The sequence below is a fragment of the Flavobacterium sp. AED genome (genome assembly GCF_000812945.1).
Lineage (GTDB): Bacteria > Bacteroidota > Bacteroidia > Flavobacteriales > Flavobacteriaceae > Flavobacterium.
Map to the genome: position 1 here is coordinate 316,415 of NZ_JSYM01000001.1, position 16,506 is coordinate 332,920.

At 33.9% G+C, this 16,506-nt stretch carries 17 protein-coding genes; 6 read left to right on the plus strand and 11 right to left on the minus strand.

The genetic code is table 11. The annotated features are described in order from the left end of the window. Positions 1-9: 9 nt before the first annotated feature. Complete coding sequence (locus OA85_RS01435) at positions 10-420, plus strand: OsmC family peroxiredoxin (RefSeq protein WP_039109268.1); 411 nt, start codon at positions 10-12, stop codon at positions 418-420. A gap of 63 nt (positions 421-483) precedes the next feature. Here OA85_RS01435 and OA85_RS01440 read toward each other — a convergent pair whose 3' ends face one another. The 6 genes from OA85_RS01440 to OA85_RS01465 form a co-directional block, all read right to left on the minus strand. Further along, entirely contained in the window at positions 484-1,470 is a 987-nt protein-coding gene (locus OA85_RS01440; protein ID WP_039107640.1) for an aldo/keto reductase, read from the minus strand. Positions 1,471-1,497: 27 nt separating this feature from the next. Then, positions 1,498-2,181, minus strand: a complete 684-nt coding sequence (locus tag OA85_RS01445; protein ID WP_231557055.1) for an SGNH/GDSL hydrolase family protein — start codon at positions 2,179-2,181, stop codon at positions 1,498-1,500. 148 nt (positions 2,182-2,329) lie between these two features. Then, positions 2,330-3,217: a cysteine synthase CysM gene (gene cysM, locus OA85_RS01450; RefSeq protein ID WP_039107644.1), complete on the minus strand. Its 888-nt coding sequence runs from the start codon at positions 3,215-3,217 to the stop codon at positions 2,330-2,332. Position 3,218: 1 nt separating this feature from the next. After that, a complete protein-coding gene (gene epsC / locus OA85_RS01455) occupies positions 3,219-4,010 on the minus strand; it encodes a serine O-acetyltransferase EpsC (RefSeq protein WP_039107646.1) in 792 nt (263 codons plus the stop codon). A 205-nt stretch (positions 4,011-4,215) separates the two neighbouring features. After that, the gene (locus OA85_RS16945) at positions 4,216-5,598 is read right to left on the minus strand and encodes an ATP-binding protein (protein ID WP_231557056.1); all 1,383 of its coding nucleotides are present in this window, start codon (positions 5,596-5,598) and stop codon (positions 4,216-4,218) included. Positions 5,599-5,825: 227 nt separating this feature from the next. Beyond that, a complete protein-coding gene (locus tag OA85_RS01465; RefSeq protein WP_039107648.1) occupies positions 5,826-6,104 on the minus strand; it encodes a DUF2752 domain-containing protein in 279 nt (92 codons plus the stop codon). Between the two features lie 101 nt (positions 6,105-6,205). Between OA85_RS01465 and OA85_RS01470 the strand changes: the two genes are divergently transcribed. Continuing rightward, positions 6,206-6,388 carry a hypothetical protein gene (locus tag OA85_RS01470; protein ID WP_039107651.1) on the plus strand — a complete coding sequence of 61 codons (183 nt, stop codon included), beginning with the start codon at positions 6,206-6,208 and terminating at the stop codon, positions 6,386-6,388. After that, positions 6,381-6,932 (plus strand): Smr/MutS family protein, encoded by a 552-nt coding sequence (locus OA85_RS01475; RefSeq protein WP_039107653.1) that lies wholly within the window; start codon positions 6,381-6,383, stop codon positions 6,930-6,932. Before OA85_RS01470 ends, OA85_RS01475 begins: the two co-directional genes overlap by 8 nt. A 128-nt stretch (positions 6,933-7,060) precedes the next feature. Here OA85_RS01475 and OA85_RS01480 read toward each other — a convergent pair whose 3' ends face one another. Further along, complete coding sequence (locus tag OA85_RS01480) at positions 7,061-8,020, minus strand: hypothetical protein (protein WP_156129393.1); 960 nt, start codon at positions 8,018-8,020, stop codon at positions 7,061-7,063. Positions 8,021-8,225: 205 nt separating this feature from the next. On the opposite strand from OA85_RS01480, the gene OA85_RS01485 reads away from it, so the two are divergent. Genes OA85_RS01485 through OA85_RS01495 form a run of 3 tightly spaced genes read left to right on the plus strand, consistent with a single transcriptional unit; the run spans position 8,226 to position 11,379 of the window. Beyond that, positions 8,226-9,146 (plus strand): EamA family transporter, encoded by a 921-nt coding sequence (locus OA85_RS01485; protein ID WP_039107657.1) that lies wholly within the window; start codon positions 8,226-8,228, stop codon positions 9,144-9,146. Positions 9,147-9,163: 17 nt separating this feature from the next. Further along, complete coding sequence (locus OA85_RS01490) at positions 9,164-10,288, plus strand: cysteine desulfurase family protein (RefSeq protein ID WP_039107659.1); 1,125 nt, start codon at positions 9,164-9,166, stop codon at positions 10,286-10,288. 17 nt (positions 10,289-10,305) lie between these two features. Then, positions 10,306-11,379, plus strand: a complete 1,074-nt coding sequence (locus tag OA85_RS01495; protein ID WP_039107660.1) for an FUSC family protein — start codon at positions 10,306-10,308, stop codon at positions 11,377-11,379. Between the two features lie 62 nt (positions 11,380-11,441). Here the strand turns inward: OA85_RS01495 and OA85_RS01500 are convergent, their stop codons facing one another. The 4 genes from OA85_RS01500 to OA85_RS01515 are packed head-to-tail and all read right to left on the minus strand — an operon-like array spanning position 11,442 to position 16,502. Beyond that, positions 11,442-13,670 carry a glycosyltransferase gene (locus OA85_RS01500; protein WP_039107661.1) on the minus strand — a complete coding sequence of 743 codons (2,229 nt, stop codon included), beginning with the start codon at positions 13,668-13,670 and terminating at the stop codon, positions 11,442-11,444. 10 nt (positions 13,671-13,680) lie between these two features. Further along, a complete protein-coding gene (locus OA85_RS01505; RefSeq protein ID WP_039107663.1) occupies positions 13,681-14,718 on the minus strand; it encodes a pesticidal protein Cry7Aa in 1,038 nt (345 codons plus the stop codon). A 45-nt stretch (positions 14,719-14,763) separates the two neighbouring features. Then, entirely contained in the window at positions 14,764-15,741 is a 978-nt protein-coding gene (locus tag OA85_RS01510) for an MlaD family protein (RefSeq protein ID WP_039107665.1), read from the minus strand. 8 nt (positions 15,742-15,749) lie between these two features. After that, a complete protein-coding gene (locus tag OA85_RS01515; protein WP_039107667.1) occupies positions 15,750-16,502 on the minus strand; it encodes an ABC transporter ATP-binding protein in 753 nt (250 codons plus the stop codon). Between the last annotated feature and the right edge of the window lie 4 nt (positions 16,503-16,506).

The window sequence follows — 16,506 nt, forward strand, 5'->3', positions numbered from 1 at the left end:
ACTACAAATATGAAAAGAAATGCAACTGCAGTCTGGAATGGTTCACTAAAAGAAGGAGCCGGGAAACTAACGACCCAAAGTACAACATTAAAGGATACACAATATTCATTCAAATCTCGTTTCGAAGAAGGAGTAGGGACAAACCCAGAAGAATTGGTTGCAGCGGCGCATTCCGGTTGTTTTACAATGCAGCTTTCAGCTTATATTACTGAAGGAGGTTTTGAAATTGAAAGCATCGAAACGAAATGCGATATCGAATTGGTAGAAGGAACTATAATAACTTCTCATTTAACTGTAAATGCAAAAGTAAAAGCAATAACAGATGAAGTTTTTCAACAATTAGTTACAAAAGCAGAGAAAAATTGCCCTATTTCTAAACTATTGAATGCAGCAATATCTACTACGGCTACTTTAGCATAAAAAGTAAGGATTCATATAAAAAAGGCTCGATTTAATCGAGCCTTTTTTATTTTATAAAATGGATTACCAAAGCTGGTGTACTTCGGGTTTGATATAACGCTCATAAATTTCATTCATGGCAGCAATTTTTTCATAAGTCAATTTTGGTAAATCATAAACAGATAAATTAGACAATACATGACTTTCGTTTGATGCACCAGGAATAATACAACTTACTTCATCAAAACTCAAAATCCATTGCAAAGCAATAGGAGCCAGATTTGTTGTATTTGGAAATAGAGCTTTCAATTCTTCGACGGCTTTTAAGCCAAGTTCGTAATTGATACCAGAGAATGTTTCCCCTTTGTCAAAAGCATCTCCATTTCGATTAAAATTACGGTGATCTTGTATGTCAAAAGTAGTTTGAGCATTAAATTTCCCTGTCAGGAGTCCGCTTGCGAGTGGAACTCTCCCAATAATACCGATATCACGTTTTAGTGCTTCTTTGAAAAATAGTTCGGATGGACGCTGACGGAAAAGATTGAAAATAATCTGAACCGTTGTCACATTTGGGAATTCAATAGCTTTTAGTCCTTCTTCGACTTTTTCGACACTGACACCAAGATTTAAAATTTTTCCTTGCTCTTTCAAACGATCAAACATTTCAAAAATTTCTGGACGGTAAAATACTTCGGTTGGAGGACAATGCAATTGGATTAAATCCAATGTTTCTAAACCGGTTCTTCTCAAGCTGTCTTCTACGAATTTCTGTAGTACCTTAGGCTGATAGCCTTCATTGATATGTGGATTAATGTGTCGACCACATTTAGTAGCCACATAAATTCGTTCAGAGCGGGAACGAACTACTCTGCCTACAGCAGTTTCACTCAATCCATTTTCATAAACATCAGCAGTATCAATAAAATTTACACCGTTGTCAATGGCAGTATTGATTAGCTGATCTGCGGTTTTATCGTTAAAGGGAGAACCCCATTTTCCGCCTACTTGCCAAGTGCCAAGAGATATTTCGGAGATTTCAAAATCTGTTTTACCCAGTCTGCGATAGTTCATTTTTTGTATTTTTTAAAGTGACTTTTTTTATAAAACTTTGGTTATTGCTTTTTCGAGTATAGGAGCCATGACTTCATAACCTACTTTATTAGGATGTACGCCGTCATTAGAATAGGAGATGGGTAATCCTTTTCGTTTATCCACCATAGCCGAATAATAATCAACAAACAGAATGTCATTGGCTATTGCATATCTTTTTATCATTTCATTCAAGGCTACTACTTTTTCAGCAGGATTTTGATTGGGTCTCCAAGGAAAATCAAAAGCAGGCAAAACGGAACAAAGAATTACTTTGATCTGGTTCGCTTTTGCTAATTCGGCCATTGAGAAAATATTATTTGCAATCATATCCAGTGTAGACGGACCTGTGTTTCCTGCAATGTCATTTATTCCAGCTAAAATCACCACTGCGGTTGGTTTTAAAGCTATAACATCGGCTCTGAAACGAATCAGCATCTGAGGTGTTGTTTGCCCGCTAATTCCACGATTTATATATGGTTTTCCGACAAAGTATTCTGCATTTATAATTGACCAAAATTCGGTTATAGAATCCCCCATAAATACAATTCTTTTTTGACCTGCTGCTGCGGGTTTAAGATTTGCATTTTCATTTTGGTATTTATTTAAATTTGGCCAGTCTTGAGCCTGTGCTTTTCCTCCCATAAATAGTGCTAAAAATAGAATACAGTAAATTAATGTTGTATTTTTCATTTGGTACCAGATTGTAAAATTTTAATTCAGAAAATGAGTTTCATCGGATTAAAAATAAAAAAAAACTTTTTCTTAAAAGCGAACCTGCCTCCCTTTTTGTATCGGAAAGATACTGAAAAGGAAGGCAGGTTTATAAAGGTGTTTTAATTTAGTCAAACAAATCCGAAGATAAATACCGATCGCCGCGGTCACAGATAATGGCAACAATAACTCCCGATTCTAAAGTATTGGCTATTTTTAAGGCTGCCGCAACGGAACCGCCGCTGCTCATTCCTGCAAAAACGCCTTCTTCCAGAGCCAAACGTTTGGTCATATCTCGGGCTTCTTGTTCGGTGACTTCAATAATCGTATCTACTTTTGAGGCATCGAAAATTTTAGGTAAATATTCTTGAGGCCATTTCCTGATTCCCGGAATTTGGGAGCCATCACTTGGTTGAGCGCCTACGATTTGGATTGTTGGGTTTTTCTCTTTCAAATAAGTAGAAGTTCCTATAATCGTTCCAGTAGTTCCCATTGCGGAAACGAAATGCGTTACAGTTCCCTCGGTATCATTCCATATTTCCGGACCAGTGGTTTTATAATGTGCTTTCCAGTTGTCATCATTTGCAAACTGATTCAGCATGATGTAACCGCCTTCGGCAACTTTTTTATCAGCATAATCTCTGGAGCCAATGATTCCAGTATCTGCAGGTGTTAAAATCACGGTGGCACCATAAGCACGCATTGTTTGGGTGCGTTCTTTGGTAGAATCTTCCGGAAGAATTAATTCAATTTCGATATTAAATAATTGAGCAATCATCGCCAAAGCAATTCCGGTGTTTCCACTGGTGGCTTCAATGAGTTTGTCTCCTTTTTTGATATCACCTCTTTCCAGCGCAGATTTAATCATATTGTAAGCCGCTCTGTCTTTTACGCTACCTCCAGGATTGTTTCCTTCGAGTTTTAATAAAAGTTTTACGTTTTTATTTTTAACCAAATTAACGGTCTCCACCAAAGGGGTATTTCCAATCAGGTCTAATAATTTTTGTGGCTTCATGCTAATTTATTTCTTTTATTTTTACTTCTGTAGTCGTGGTGTTGAGTACCATCGATTTTGCCGGAATAGATTTAGTAACCCAAGCATTTCCCCCAATGATACTGTTTTTACCAATTACGGTTTCTCCGCCTAGAATAGTTGCATTGGCATAAATGCAAACATTTTTCTCCACAGTAGGATGTCTTTTTGCATTTTTCATGTCTTTGCTCACACTTAATGCTCCTAAAGTTACTCCTTGGTAAATTTTTACGTGTTTTTCAATCACAGTAGTCTCCCCAATTACAATTCCGGTGGCATGATCAATAAAGAAAGGCGATGCAATAGTTGCGCCAGCATGAATGTCAGTTCCAGTAATACGATGCGCATATTCGCTCATTAATCTGGAGAAAAGTAATAAGTCTAATAAATACAATTCATGGCTTAATCGATAGATGGCAATGGCGTAGAATCCTGGATATGCTAAATAGACTTCTTCAATACTGTTTGAGGCAGGATCATTTTCTAAAATGTAGGCAGCATCCTGATTCAGTTTTTCAAGAACAGAGGGTAAACTTTCCAGATATTTGTCCCAAATAGAATCGCATAATGCATGTGGTTTTTTACAAGCAATTGCTGAAATTTCTTTGAATTGTAATTCAAGTTCAGCGATACTTTCATCCAGTGGAGCATTGGCATCAAATAGCGTATAGAATAATTTTTCAGTAAAGGCTTCCGTTTTCGTCTTGATTCCGTAGTTGATGGAAAAATGGCTTTTTAAAGCGCTAATATTTTTGATAATCAGATCTTTTGTCACGATTATAGGATTGAATTATTAATTTAAAGGCATAAAAGTAAGGCGATTTTTAGAAACAGTGGCAACATTAACACAAAGAAATTGGCATATTGAATGAGAATGTAATGTTTTTCTTGATTGGTAACATTTTTAGACATATTCTCGAAAAATATAACAATTATAGGGTTCTTGAATTATTCATTTGCTGCTTGCAAAAGAGTAAACTTTATGACACTGTCGTTTTTGGGTTTTTAGGAATAGTAAAAATAAAACTGGCACCATGAATCCCGTCAGATTCAATATGAATCTTTCCAGATTTTCCTTCGATGATTTTTTTGACAATAGACAGCCCAATTCCAGTGCTTTCTTTGACATCTCGTGCTAAAATAGTCTGAAAAACACCAAATACTTTTTCTTGGTATTTTTTGGGTATTCCGGGACCATTGTCTTTTATGGTAAATTGATGAAAATCAGGTAATGAAAGATAAGTACATTCTATTTTTCCAATAGGTTTGTCGTTATATTTTACCGCATTGCTTATCAAGTTACTAAAAACCTGGTGCATTAATATTTTTTCTGTACTAATAACGGGAAAATTGTTCCCAATACTGACTTCATATCCTTCATTGGGCACAATAGTTTTAACTATTTCTTCCAACATTTGATGTAAATCTACCTTTTCGAGTTCGATATTTGTTGTTCCAATACGGGAATACTCTAAAATGCCATTGATTAAGTTTTCCATCCTTTGAATTCTTCCTTGTAGTAATTTAAAATTTGAATTTGTTTCATCAGAAACGACATCTAAATCCTCAATAATCCATTCTGAAAGGCTGTAAATAGCTCTTAGTGGTGCTTTTAAATCATGTGAAACGATATAAGCAAATTGATCCAGCTCGTCGTTTTTTTTGTTAAGGACTATTAAAGCATTATGTAATTTCTCTTCTTCTGTTTTTCGATTGATTATGTCGAAATTGAGTATTTTATTTTTGGCTATTATTTTAAATAAAAAATGCGACGTAATTAGGAATAACAATACCAGTAAGCTGGATTCAATTACTTCAATTAATAAATCATTATCCCATGATTTTGCGTCAAAATCCATTCCATATACAGCAATAGTTTTACCTGTAGTTTTATCTTTTATAGGTATGTAAGCACTAACCCAAGTTCCCCATCTGTCGCTAGAAGGTTCAGTAATAATATCCTTTCCATCATTAAAAGCTTGATAGGTTGGTCCATCTGCTTCAGTGTATTCTTGTCCAGGAGGAGAATAATTTTTTGAAGTTTCAGGTTCTGAATCGACGATGAAATATATTTTCCCATTTTTTTGAGTATATAAATACGCAAAACTTGCTTTAGGATTAATTTTGATCACTTCCTTTAAAGTGTTTTTTAAATCTTGGTATTGTGGTTTGTTAATATCAGATAACTTTACTTCAAGTTTATTCAAATCCTTTTTTGGTAAGGATACTTCAATGGATTTTGCAATTTGTAATACGCTGTCAGTTCGATTGTCTTTAAATCGCATCCAGGTAAAATAGAGATAAATGATGCCTAAAATAAAAATAAAAATGGAAACTGTTTTTTGTAAATGAATTTTTTTCATGGATAATGAAATCATAGTATCTGAAACTATGTTTGTTTTTTAATAAATAATAAAAATTCAAATTGAACTAAATGAGTCTGATTCATTCCTGCACTCAAAAATAACAACTTTTAGGACTTGTAGCCAATTTAAAACGGTTAATTATTTTAGTTGCGCATTTTAATAATTAAAGCCTTTTTTTATTTTTAAAGCCTTATTCTCTAAATTTAGAAATGCAAAATCATCGCTTAATAGTGTTTGTAAAAATATCCAACAACCATAAATATCCCATTTAGAATTCCTATTCCAATAATGTATTTTTGATAATTATTTCGTTTATCAATAAAATGTAAACTAACAATTCCTAAAAATAATAGTGTAGTATAAATGGCTGGATACATCTTGAAAGCGGCTATAAAATCACCTTGTAAAATCAGCAGAAGTCCTCTCTGAAAACCGCATCCCAAACACTCCACTCCGAAGAGTGTTTTGCTTAAACAGGGGAACATATATTTTTCTAAATCCAATGGTTTTTCTTTTTACAATTTTACAAAAAAATAAGAAACGGTTGAGATAATAAATAGAGCAATTTTAAATTCATTACTTTTGGAAACTGATATTTAAAGAGATGAAAAAGTTTTTAATTCCCATAATGATTGTTGCGATCATTATAGCTTTATATGAGCAAGTGAATGCAGAGAAAAATGTTTATGTAATGGTTGTTGCAATTGTTGTTTTCATGTATGGAATGATGCAATTGAGCGCTAAGACACCGAGTAAAAATCAAGATAAAGAAGACGAAAATGTTTAATAAAGGAGATAAAGTTTCAGTGCTTGATGAAGCTATGAACGGAGTAGTGTTGTCAGTGAAAGACAAGCAAGTAACGATAGAAACAGAGGATGGTTTTGTGATGACATTTTTTGTCAATGAGTTACTTAAGATAAACGATTCCAGTAATTTAATGGATTCTATTAGAAGAATTAATGTAGATGAAATTTCGAAAGAGAAAGAGATCCCGAAACCACGAAGTTTTGTCAAGGAACGTAAAGATAAACACGAAATTTCAGCTCCGGAGTTCGATTTGCATATCGAAAAATTAGTTCCTAATAAACGTGGAATGTCCAATTATGATATTCTGACCTTGCAAACCGAAACTGCAAAAAGACACATAGAATTTGCTATTCGCAATCGCATTCCTAAGATTGTTTTTATACATGGTGTTGGTGAAGGAATCTTAAAAGCAGAGCTTGATTTTTTATTAGGTCGGTATGATAATATTGCTTTTCAAGAAGGTAATTATCAAAAATATGGTCAAGGTGCTACTGAAGTTTTTATCAAACAAAGCACTAAATAATTCCTGTTTTAGTTCTTATACAACACAAAAAAAGCGTCGATTCTTAAGTCATTTTCATTTGAAAATATATTAAGAATCGACGCTTTTTTTACGGTTATATAGGCTTGATTTTAGACTTTTATTGGTCTTTAATTTGCAGTTAAAAGTTCCCCATAAATGTAGTTGTCACCTAATTTGAAATCATTATTTCCTTTCTTCATTGTAACATTTTTAAGCACGATAGTGTGTTTAAAACCGTTTGCAAATGAGGTTGTAGTTACTTCAACAATTCCACTTACATTTGAAACTCCAGCCACGGCAATCCACTCTTCACTTATCGCAGGCGTTGTAGGAACCGTAGTTGTGCAAAAATAACTGGAGGTTAATAAACCTGAAAATAATCGATACGTAAGCTTATTAACCGTTGCGCTTATAAGTCCGGTTCTAGGAGTATTTAGAGGAGTAGCACTATTAACAATCAAATTAGGATCAATGTCTAATGTGAGCGCTTCGCTACTGTTATTATCGTAAATTTGTTTAGATGTTGGGCATTGTTCTAATGTTTTATCAAACCCAAATGGCAATGAAGTTGCTGAAGTAACATAATCTCCAAACGCAAATGTTTCATACACTTGGGTACCACTACTTTTTGCAAAAGTGATATTTTTGAAAACAATATTATGATTGTAACCCGTTATTTTGGTACTGTTATCAGTTGCATTTGTAGTTTTTACAGCAGTAGTAAATATTTGGATTTTCCCAGCAGTAGCTGTCCATTGGTCTGTTACAATTGGTGTTGCCGGTGGTATAGATTCACAAATGGTAGGCGATGCAACCGTTCCGTTATAAAAACGATATACAACTCTGTTACTCGTATTGATATCTATAATGACAGGAGTGTCAACCAAACTGGGTTCGTTTAAGAACGTACTTTCTGGGATGTCAAGAAGTAATGATTCCTTTTCTTTGAGTTTATAGATAATATTATTATTGGTAGTGCATTTTTGTGTTGCAGCAGTTGAGAAATCAATAGTTTCTAAAGTTAAATTTCCATCATCACAGCTGTTTAACAGCAACGCTAAAACCAATAGGCTTGCAACTCTTTTCATATGTATAGTATTTGAAACAAAAATAGAATTTTTAATTTGTTCCAAATACATTCCTATTCAAAATCATTGAATTTAACAGCATTTTAGGCTTTTAGATTTTAAATAATGATTTAAAAACTGCCGTTGATACTTTCTTGATTTGACAAGAAAGCGTTAATTCAAAGCAAATAGAAATCATTATCTTTGCGGCAATTTAATACTGGATATGAGACTCAACAAATACTATTTAGCCGCTTTTTCTGCCTTTTTTGTCTGGGGTTTTTTTAGTTTAGCATTAAAACCATTGCATGATTACCCGTCTTTGGACATTTTATTTTACCGCGTTTTTTTTAGTGTTGTTACCATGCTGTTGATTAATCTTTCTTTTAGAAAAAAAGTTTTAAAAAAAGACTGGAATCATTTTAAAAGCTTGGCTCCTAAACAGCAACGAAGTGTTGTTGTATTGACACTTGGAGGTGGCGTGTTTTTATCCTCAAACTGGTTTGTTTTCATTTATGTAATGAATCATATCAGTGTAAAAGCAGCTTCTTTAGCCTATTTAATATGTCCCATTTTAACCACGATATTCGCTTTTTTTATATTGAAAGAAAAGCTGAGTAAATGGCAATGGTTTGCAGTAATGATAAGTGCTTTCAGTTGTGTTTTATTGTCTTTCAATCATTTTGAAGATATTTTCTACAGCCTTATTACAGCAGCAACTTATGCGATGTATTTAGTGAGTCAACGAAAGAATAGTGAATTGGATAAGTTCCTTGTTTTGACCATTCAATTGGTTTTTACAGCCCTAATTCTCTTGCCTTTTTATCCAAATTATAGTGGAACCTTGCCCACGGAATCCTTGTTTTACAGCTGTTTGTTAGTAATCGTAGTTTGTTTTACGATTATTCCTTTGTTTTTAAATTTGTATGCATTGAAAGGGATTAATTCGTCAGCAGTTGGAATTATGATCTATATTAATCCAATTATTGGTTTTTTATTAGCCATATTTTATTACCATGAACAGGTAACTACTCTTCAATTGTTTTCCTATTTTCTGATTTTGGTTTCGATAGTTGTCTTTAATGAGAAACTAATCTTTTCCAGAAAATTGAAAGAAGCACCATCAGAAATGGAAGCTTTAAAATAATTTTATAATTTCAAAAAATGAAAAAAGTATATCTCGATAACGCTTCTACAACGGCAATTCGTCCTGAAGTTATTCAAGAAATGACCAAAGTTATGGCCGAAGATTATGGAAATCCATCGTCAACGCATAGTTTTGGGCGTAATGCCAAAAGTATTTTAGAACTGTCCAGAAAATCAATTGCAAAACATTTGAATGGTACTGCACAAGAAATAATTTTTACTTCCTGTGGCACTGAAGCCAACAATTGGATTCTTCGTTCTGCCGTTAAAGATTTGAAAGTAGAGCGAATAATTACCAGTAAAATAGAGCATCATGCCGTTTTATATACGATTTTAGTCTTGCAAAGTGAATACAGCATTCAGGTTGATTATGTGGCTGTTAAACCAAATGGCGAAATTGATATCACTGATTTAGTAGAGCTGCTTTCTCAGGATAAGAAAACGTTGGTAAGCCTGATGCATGTGAATAATGAAACAGGAACTGTTTTAGATTTGGATAGAGTAGGACTAATTTGCCAAGAACACAATGTCTTATTTCATTCCGATACCGTACAGTCCGTTGGAAAAACAACGATTGATTTACAAGCCTTACCCATTAATTTTATTGTGGCAAGCGCCCATAAATTTCACGGTCCTAAAGGGGTTGGGTTTGCTTTTATTCGAAAAAACTCCGGTTTACAACCCTTATTTTTTGGTGGCGAACAAGAAAAAGGATTGCGGGCAGGAACGGAAGCCTTACACCAAATTGCGGGAATGGCAAAAGCACTGGAACTTTCCTATTCTAATTTAGAAGCAGAAAGAAAGCATATCTCTGAATTGAAAAGTTACTTGATTACTCAACTCGAAATTGAATTTCCGGCTTTTGTAATCAATGGAAGCGTTGATGGATTTTATAATATATTGAATGTTTTATTGCCTTTTTCTGAAGATAAAACGGCTATGATTTTATTCCATTTAGATATGAAAGGAATCGCAGTTTCTCGCGGAAGTGCTTGTCAAAGCGGAAGTATAAAGCCTTCTCATGTATTAGCGGAAATGCTTTCTAATGAAGATTTGAAAAAACCAAGTTTGCGTATCTCTTTAAGCCATTATAATTCAAAAGAAGATATTGATTTGCTTATTGAAGCATTGAGAAGTATTTAAAAAGATAAATAATCAAAATGAAAGATAATTTCAAAACACTGGTCTTTAGAGAAGCAAAATCGTTGTTCGAATTAAAAAAAACGGAACGGCTATGGCATTTTCCGGTTTTAGCATCGTTGTGTGTTGGATTACCCTTGTTGATTGGTTATTATTTTAACAAACTTGATTACGGGATATTATCCTGCATGGGAGGGTTGGTTATTTTATATTTACCAACTACTACTGTGGCACGACGAATGATTATGCTGTTGACCTGTTCATTTGGTTTTATGATATCCTTTGTTATTGGACTTTGTTTTAGTTTTAATCCGATACTTTCTGCTGTAGTTTTAGGCTTGTTTGCCATGAGTGTCTATTGGGTTGTCAATTACTTTGGAATGAAACCTCCAGGAAGCTTCTTTTTTATCATGATTGCTTCCATTGCGAGTTGTATGCCATTTGATTTAGAAAAGATTCCTATTCGTGTGGGGTTGATTGGGATGGGAGCAATGCTTGCCTGTTTATTGGCCTTATTTTATAGTTTATTTAGTGCTAATCCAGTAAAAACGGAATTAATCGTGGTCAAAAAAAGCAATTACACGACTTTGTTTGAGTCTGGGATTGTTGGATTTTTTATATTTGTATCGCTGCTTATAGGGCATTTACTTCAATTAAGTAATCCGTATTGGTTGCCCATTTCTTGTTTAGCCGTGATGCAGGGTGCTAGTTTGCAACATGTATGGCAAAGGAGTTTTCAGCGTGTTTTAGGAACATTTATAGGTTTAGGACTGGCATGGCTGTTGTTATTGCTAAAAATGACTCCCTTAACTATCTGTATTAGCATTATGGTGTTGCAATTTATAATTGAAATGTTGGTAGTGAGACATTATGGATTGGCAGTTATTTTTATTACGCCATTAACTTTGTTTTTGGCCGAGGCGGGAAGTGCCATGACTGTTGATGCGAATACTTTAATTTCGGTTCGATTTGTCGATATTCTTCTGGGAAGTATTATTGGAGCTATTGGAGGATGGTTTTTGCATCATGAACAATTGCGTCACAATGCCGAAAGACAAATTCGTAAAACCAGAGTTCATATACTTAGGAAGTAGCTAGTACATTGGCTTGATAAATAAATCTTTAAACACTATGAAATAGTTTTTTATCGAAGATTTTAAAGGTTGTTTTCGGCATATTTTTCCATAATTAATCTCGCTTTAAAATAGCATAAGGTAGATTCTGCACCTTGATTGATGTTGATGTGTTTGTCTTCTAATCCATCATAGGAAGCACCATTTTCAGGATTATACATGATTTGTTTCAGATGATTATTTCCTAAAAACCAGATAAAAGCCAGTTTTAATTGATCTTTGTATTTTTTATTTTTGGTTACTTCATAAAATAAATCCAATGCAATAATTGTAGTGGCCACTTCGATAGGCTGCTCTCCATAGAAAACTCTTTCATTTTCTTTCTTGAACCAGCCTCTGTTTGAGATTACTTTTAACTGTCCTTTCATAAAATAATGAGAAAGGAGAAAATCAAATGTGATTACTGCAATTTTTTTATACTTAGGATTTTTTGTAACTAAATAACTGTACATCATCGCTTCGGGCAAAACGTTATTGGCATAAGTCATATAATCTTCATACCAACACCAATTTTCTGCTGAATTGATATGATAGTGATGCAAAAGTTCATCGGCAAATTTTTCTATATTCTGTCTTATACTCTCTTCTTTATATGCTAAATAATAATGATACAGTCCTTTCAAAGCATAGGCTATGGCTCTTGGGGATTTAATGTCGTTAATTCTTTTGATTGCTTTATTCCAACATTTTTCTGCCCGTAAAATCATTCCTGCAGGTAGAGATTCTTTATGTGCTATTGCGGTTCCCAAGCTCCATAAGGCTCTCCCGTTAGCATCTTCAAGATTTACTTCTTCATTTTGTTTCGTTAATTGATGGTCAAAGCTTTTGTAATTATCAAACCAGCCATTGTTTCGTTGAATGCCTTCTATAAAGTTTAAATAGATATTTGCGAGCTTCAAAACATGTTTATCAGGAAACACTTTGTTATATAGAACCATATTAATTAATGCTCTGGCATTATCATCTAAGGTATAACCTGATTCAGGATCAGGCTGACTGAATTTTGAAAATTGAAGGATTCCAAAATCAGTGGTGAGTTTCTTAATATGGTCTAATTTTATTGGGGGAAAATTAAACTTTAAATCTTCTTCTCGATTCGTCAATTGGTCGAATAATAACCGGTATTGAATAGCAATGTTTTCCCATGTTGTGGCATGTGCCAATGAAAAAGCGTTTCTTCCCATAGCAATTCGTTCTTCTTTATTTTCAATAAGATGCAAAATTGCTTTTTCGAATTCTTCTGGTTTATCAAATCCATTCAATAGTATTCCGTTTCCATTTACAAGAGTTTCAACAGCATGTGGAATGGGAGTAGAAATGACGGCACAACCACAGCTCATCGCATAAGCAAAAGTGCCACTGACAGCTTGATTGGGGTCTTTAGAAGAAAATAAATAGATATCTGATATCGTTAAATATTCTAGTAATTGCCACAATTGAAGATATTCATTGATAAAAATAACATTGTTTCCCAAATGGAGTTCATGCACAATATCAATAAGGCTATCCCGATATTTTTCTCCTTCACAACAAATTATTTCAGGATGCGTTTTGCCAATCACTAAATAAATGACTTCAGGATTTTTCTTGACAATTTCCGGCAAAGCGCGTAATACGGTTTCGATGCCTTTGTTTTTATTGATTAATCCAAATGTGGACATTACTATTTTATCGGAGAAATCATATTTGTTTTTCAATTCCTCTTTTTGTTCCCATAGTACAGTATGATTGCCATGAGGAATTACGATTGTTTTCATTTTAGGCAATTCGTAATCTCTAGTCAATATAGCTTCTGAATTTTTGGTAAGCACAATAATTCTATCGGATAAATCTGCTATTGCATGAACAATTTTCTTTCTTTTTTCATCTGGGTTTGGGAGTACAGTATGAAAAACGGTGACAATTGGTTTGTTTAGCGCTAATATAAAAGAGAGAATATAATCGCCATAATCTCCTCTAAAAAGGCCAAATTCATGTTGAATACAAACCAAGCCAATATCATTTCGTTCGTTTATTTTCTCTGCAACCAGCCTATAATGCTCTAATGAATCAACAGGTAAAATATAGGTTACTTCAGCATTATAGGAGAAGTTTTGGTCACTATTTTGCAAAGCACAAACCTCGACAGGAAGAGTTTCTCCAAAAACAATTTCCACTGCATTTACAATGTCATTAGAAAAAGTCGCTATCCCGCATTCTCTGGGAGAATAAGAACTTACAATTAGCATTTTTATTACTTTTTCAAATTTCATGACGCTTTTTTTAAGGTTGCTTTCTTAATTCAAGAAGCAATTCATTGATATTCATTTTAGCAACAGCAATATGTTTGTCAGCTGCACCATAGTATATATAAAGATCATCCCCAAACAATGCATGACCGGTTGGGAATACGACATCGTTGTCTTCGCCCTCTATTTCCCATTGTTTGGTAGGAGAGAAGAGCGGGTAAGGAAGTCTGGATATTTCCATTTCAGGTTTTTCTAGATGCAATAAAGCAGCCTTAGCATGATAGATTTTGCCTGTTGTTGTTTCGTGTACTCCATGATAAATTAGCAACCATCCATCGGGAGTTTCTATTGGTGGAACTCCAGCTCCAATGTAACTCATTTCATAAGCATCTTTTGGATCTAAAAGAATATGATCGGTTAAGTTTTGTAGATAATTTTCCCAAAAAGATAACGTTAAATCTTTCCAGTTGTCAAATTTCACTATTTGGATACCCGGCCATATTCTATGCAAAAGGACAAATTGCCCGTTTATTTTTCTTGGAAACAATACCACATCTTTATCGCGTAGTAAGCGGGTTTCATCACTTTTTAGTCCTATTTGTGAAAAAAGATTATAATATTCATGGTATTTTGGGTTTAGTTTACTCGCATTGCAAAAATTCACATGACTTTCATATTGCTGATAGTTAACCGGAGCAGTAATTATTCCCTGTTTTTCAAAATGAATCAAATCCTTAGAAGTAGCAAGTGCTCCCATAGCATTGATACCGTCATAAGCAGTATAAGTTATATAATATGTATCTTCAATTTTTACAATTCTCGGGTCTTCCACTCCTTGTTTTTCGTAATCAAAGTCCTGAGTAATGATAGGTTTTTCTGCTCTTTCAACTATTTTTATTGGACCTTCTGTTTTGGCATATCCAATGGTAGATAAATTTCCTTTCTGTACCGCTCTGTATAAAATATGTACTGTATTCCCATCTTGATAAATACCAGGATTTAAAACTCCTGTATTTTCGAATGCTCTTTCAGTGGGGCTTAGTATAATACCAAGTTTTTCTATAGTAACCATGAGTTGATTTTTTGTAATTTATTTTTCCGGTATAGATTCAATCTCCTATTTTTTCTGCTCTTTTAATTTTGCTTTTTCCTGTTTTTTAAAATAACCCCGAAATAAAAAATTGTGTTTCAAAGCTTCCATATTTTCATTTAACCGAAAACTGGCTTCGTTTATGTTTTTCATTGTAGAATCTATTTTCCGAACTAAATTTGGGTCATTAGAAAGGTAGTTAATGGCTCCTTTTCCTTCTTTAATGTTTACAATTGTCGAATTAAGATTGGTTATGACTTTGTCTATCTTATTGCTTGATTCATCTAAGTTTCTGACAATTTTTTTTATATTATTGGCGACAGCGGTATCTTTCAAAACACCAATTACATTATTTTTATTATCTAAAGAAGAAATGAGGTTGTTTATTTTTGTTACAGATTCCGAGGTTGTTTTTCCTGTGATTTTCAAATAATGCATGGTCTCTTTCAAATCGTTGGCTAAAATGGAATCTTTAATCAACAAACCGACTGTTCCTTTTCCTTGCGTTATTTCCTTTGTAATTTTAAGTAAATCTGTTGTAAGAAGCGCTGCATTCTTATTGGTCACACCAAGGGTATTGAGCATATCATCTGTGCGAATGCGACTTAAGGAATGTATCTCATCTCCTGGTTCTACAGATACTGCCGTTCCTTTTCCTGGGATAATGTTTATGATCATACTCCCTACTAAACCGTCAGAACCTATGGTGGCAATAGCATTTTTTCGTATATTATGAAAAATGGTTTTGTCAATAAGCATATCCACTTTAATGGTAGAATCATTAATCATTTCTATGGCACGTACAGTTCCTACATTTATTCCGGAATAACGCACATTGTTTCCTAATTGTAAGCCATTTACATTATTAAAAATTGCCTCTAAATGGTTGGTTTTTCCAAACATTTTTTGCTTGTCGCCAATGAAATAAACGGCTAGTATGAAAATCAATAACCCGATTATTACAAAAAGTCCAAGACGTATTTTTTGTGATGTCGTTTTTTCCATTTTTATTTTTATTTAAAGAAAGCTTGTATTTTAGGATCAGTTGAGCTTGATAATTCCTCAAAAGTACCTTCGGCATAATTGATACCATCGACTAATAAAATCATTCTGTTCGAAATCACTCTGGCGCAATCTACATCGTGCGTAATTATGATTGCCGAAGTATTGTATTTTTGTTGGATAGACATCATTAACAACAAAATTTCCTTTGCCGTTATGGGATCTAATCCAGTAGTTGGTTCGTCATAAAGAATAATACTTGGTTGTAGTATTAAAGTTCTTGCTAAAGCAATCCTGCGTTTCATTCCACCTGAAAGTTCTTCGGGCATTAGATTTATTGTGTGTGCTAAGCCTACATTTCCTAGCGCTTCCATAACTAGTGGAGTTGTATCTTTTATTTTTCCAAATTTTTTCTTGTGACGGCGCAATGGGAATTCCAGATTTTCTCTGACGGTCATTGAATCATACAAAGCACTTCCCTGAAAAAGAAATCCAACTTCAGTCCGGAGTTCGTCTAATTCTTCATGGTCTAGTTCAGCAATGTTTTTTCCCATAATTGCAATAGATCCACTGTCAGGCTCTTCCAATCCAATCAGGCATTTTATCATTACTGATTTTCCTGAACCAGATTTTCCCATGATAACCAGATTTTCCCCTTTATTCAAAACCATATGAAAACCATCTAAAACATGATTCTCACCATAGCTTTTTCGCAAGTCTTTGATTTCTATAATAGGTTCCGTATATGGTATAGATGCACTCATAATC

Coding starts and splice junctions, on each gene's coding strand:
- OA85_RS01515 (WP_039107667.1), bottom strand. CDS start 16,502: ATGAGTGCATCTATACCATATACGGAACCTATTATAGAAATCAAAGAC.
- OA85_RS01440 (WP_039107640.1), bottom strand. CDS start 1,470: ATGAACTATCGCAGACTGGGTAAAACAGATTTTGAAATCTCCGAAATA.
- OA85_RS16945 (WP_231557056.1), bottom strand. CDS start 5,598: ATGAAAAAAATTCATTTACAAAAAACAGTTTCCATTTTTATTTTTATT.
- cysM (WP_039107644.1), bottom strand. CDS start 3,217: ATGAAGCCACAAAAATTATTAGACCTGATTGGAAATACCCCTTTGGTG.
- OA85_RS01490 (WP_039107659.1), top strand. CDS start 9,164: ATGAAAAAAGTATATCTCGATAACGCTTCTACAACGGCAATTCGTCCT.
- OA85_RS01510 (WP_039107665.1), bottom strand. CDS start 15,741: ATGGAAAAAACGACATCACAAAAAATACGTCTTGGACTTTTTGTAATA.
- OA85_RS01445 (WP_231557055.1), bottom strand. CDS start 2,181: ATGAAAAATACAACATTAATTTACTGTATTCTATTTTTAGCACTATTT.
- OA85_RS01475 (WP_039107653.1), top strand. CDS start 6,381: ATGTTTAATAAAGGAGATAAAGTTTCAGTGCTTGATGAAGCTATGAAC.
- OA85_RS01480 (WP_156129393.1), bottom strand. CDS start 8,020: ATGAAAAGAGTTGCAAGCCTATTGGTTTTAGCGTTGCTGTTAAACAGC.
- OA85_RS01435 (WP_039109268.1), top strand. CDS start 10: ATGAAAAGAAATGCAACTGCAGTCTGGAATGGTTCACTAAAAGAAGGA.
- OA85_RS01500 (WP_039107661.1), bottom strand. CDS start 13,670: ATGAAATTTGAAAAAGTAATAAAAATGCTAATTGTAAGTTCTTATTCT.
- OA85_RS01470 (WP_039107651.1), top strand. CDS start 6,206: ATGAAAAAGTTTTTAATTCCCATAATGATTGTTGCGATCATTATAGCT.
- OA85_RS01505 (WP_039107663.1), bottom strand. CDS start 14,718: ATGGTTACTATAGAAAAACTTGGTATTATACTAAGCCCCACTGAAAGA.
- OA85_RS01495 (WP_039107660.1), top strand. CDS start 10,306: ATGAAAGATAATTTCAAAACACTGGTCTTTAGAGAAGCAAAATCGTTG.
- OA85_RS01485 (WP_039107657.1), top strand. CDS start 8,226: ATGAGACTCAACAAATACTATTTAGCCGCTTTTTCTGCCTTTTTTGTC.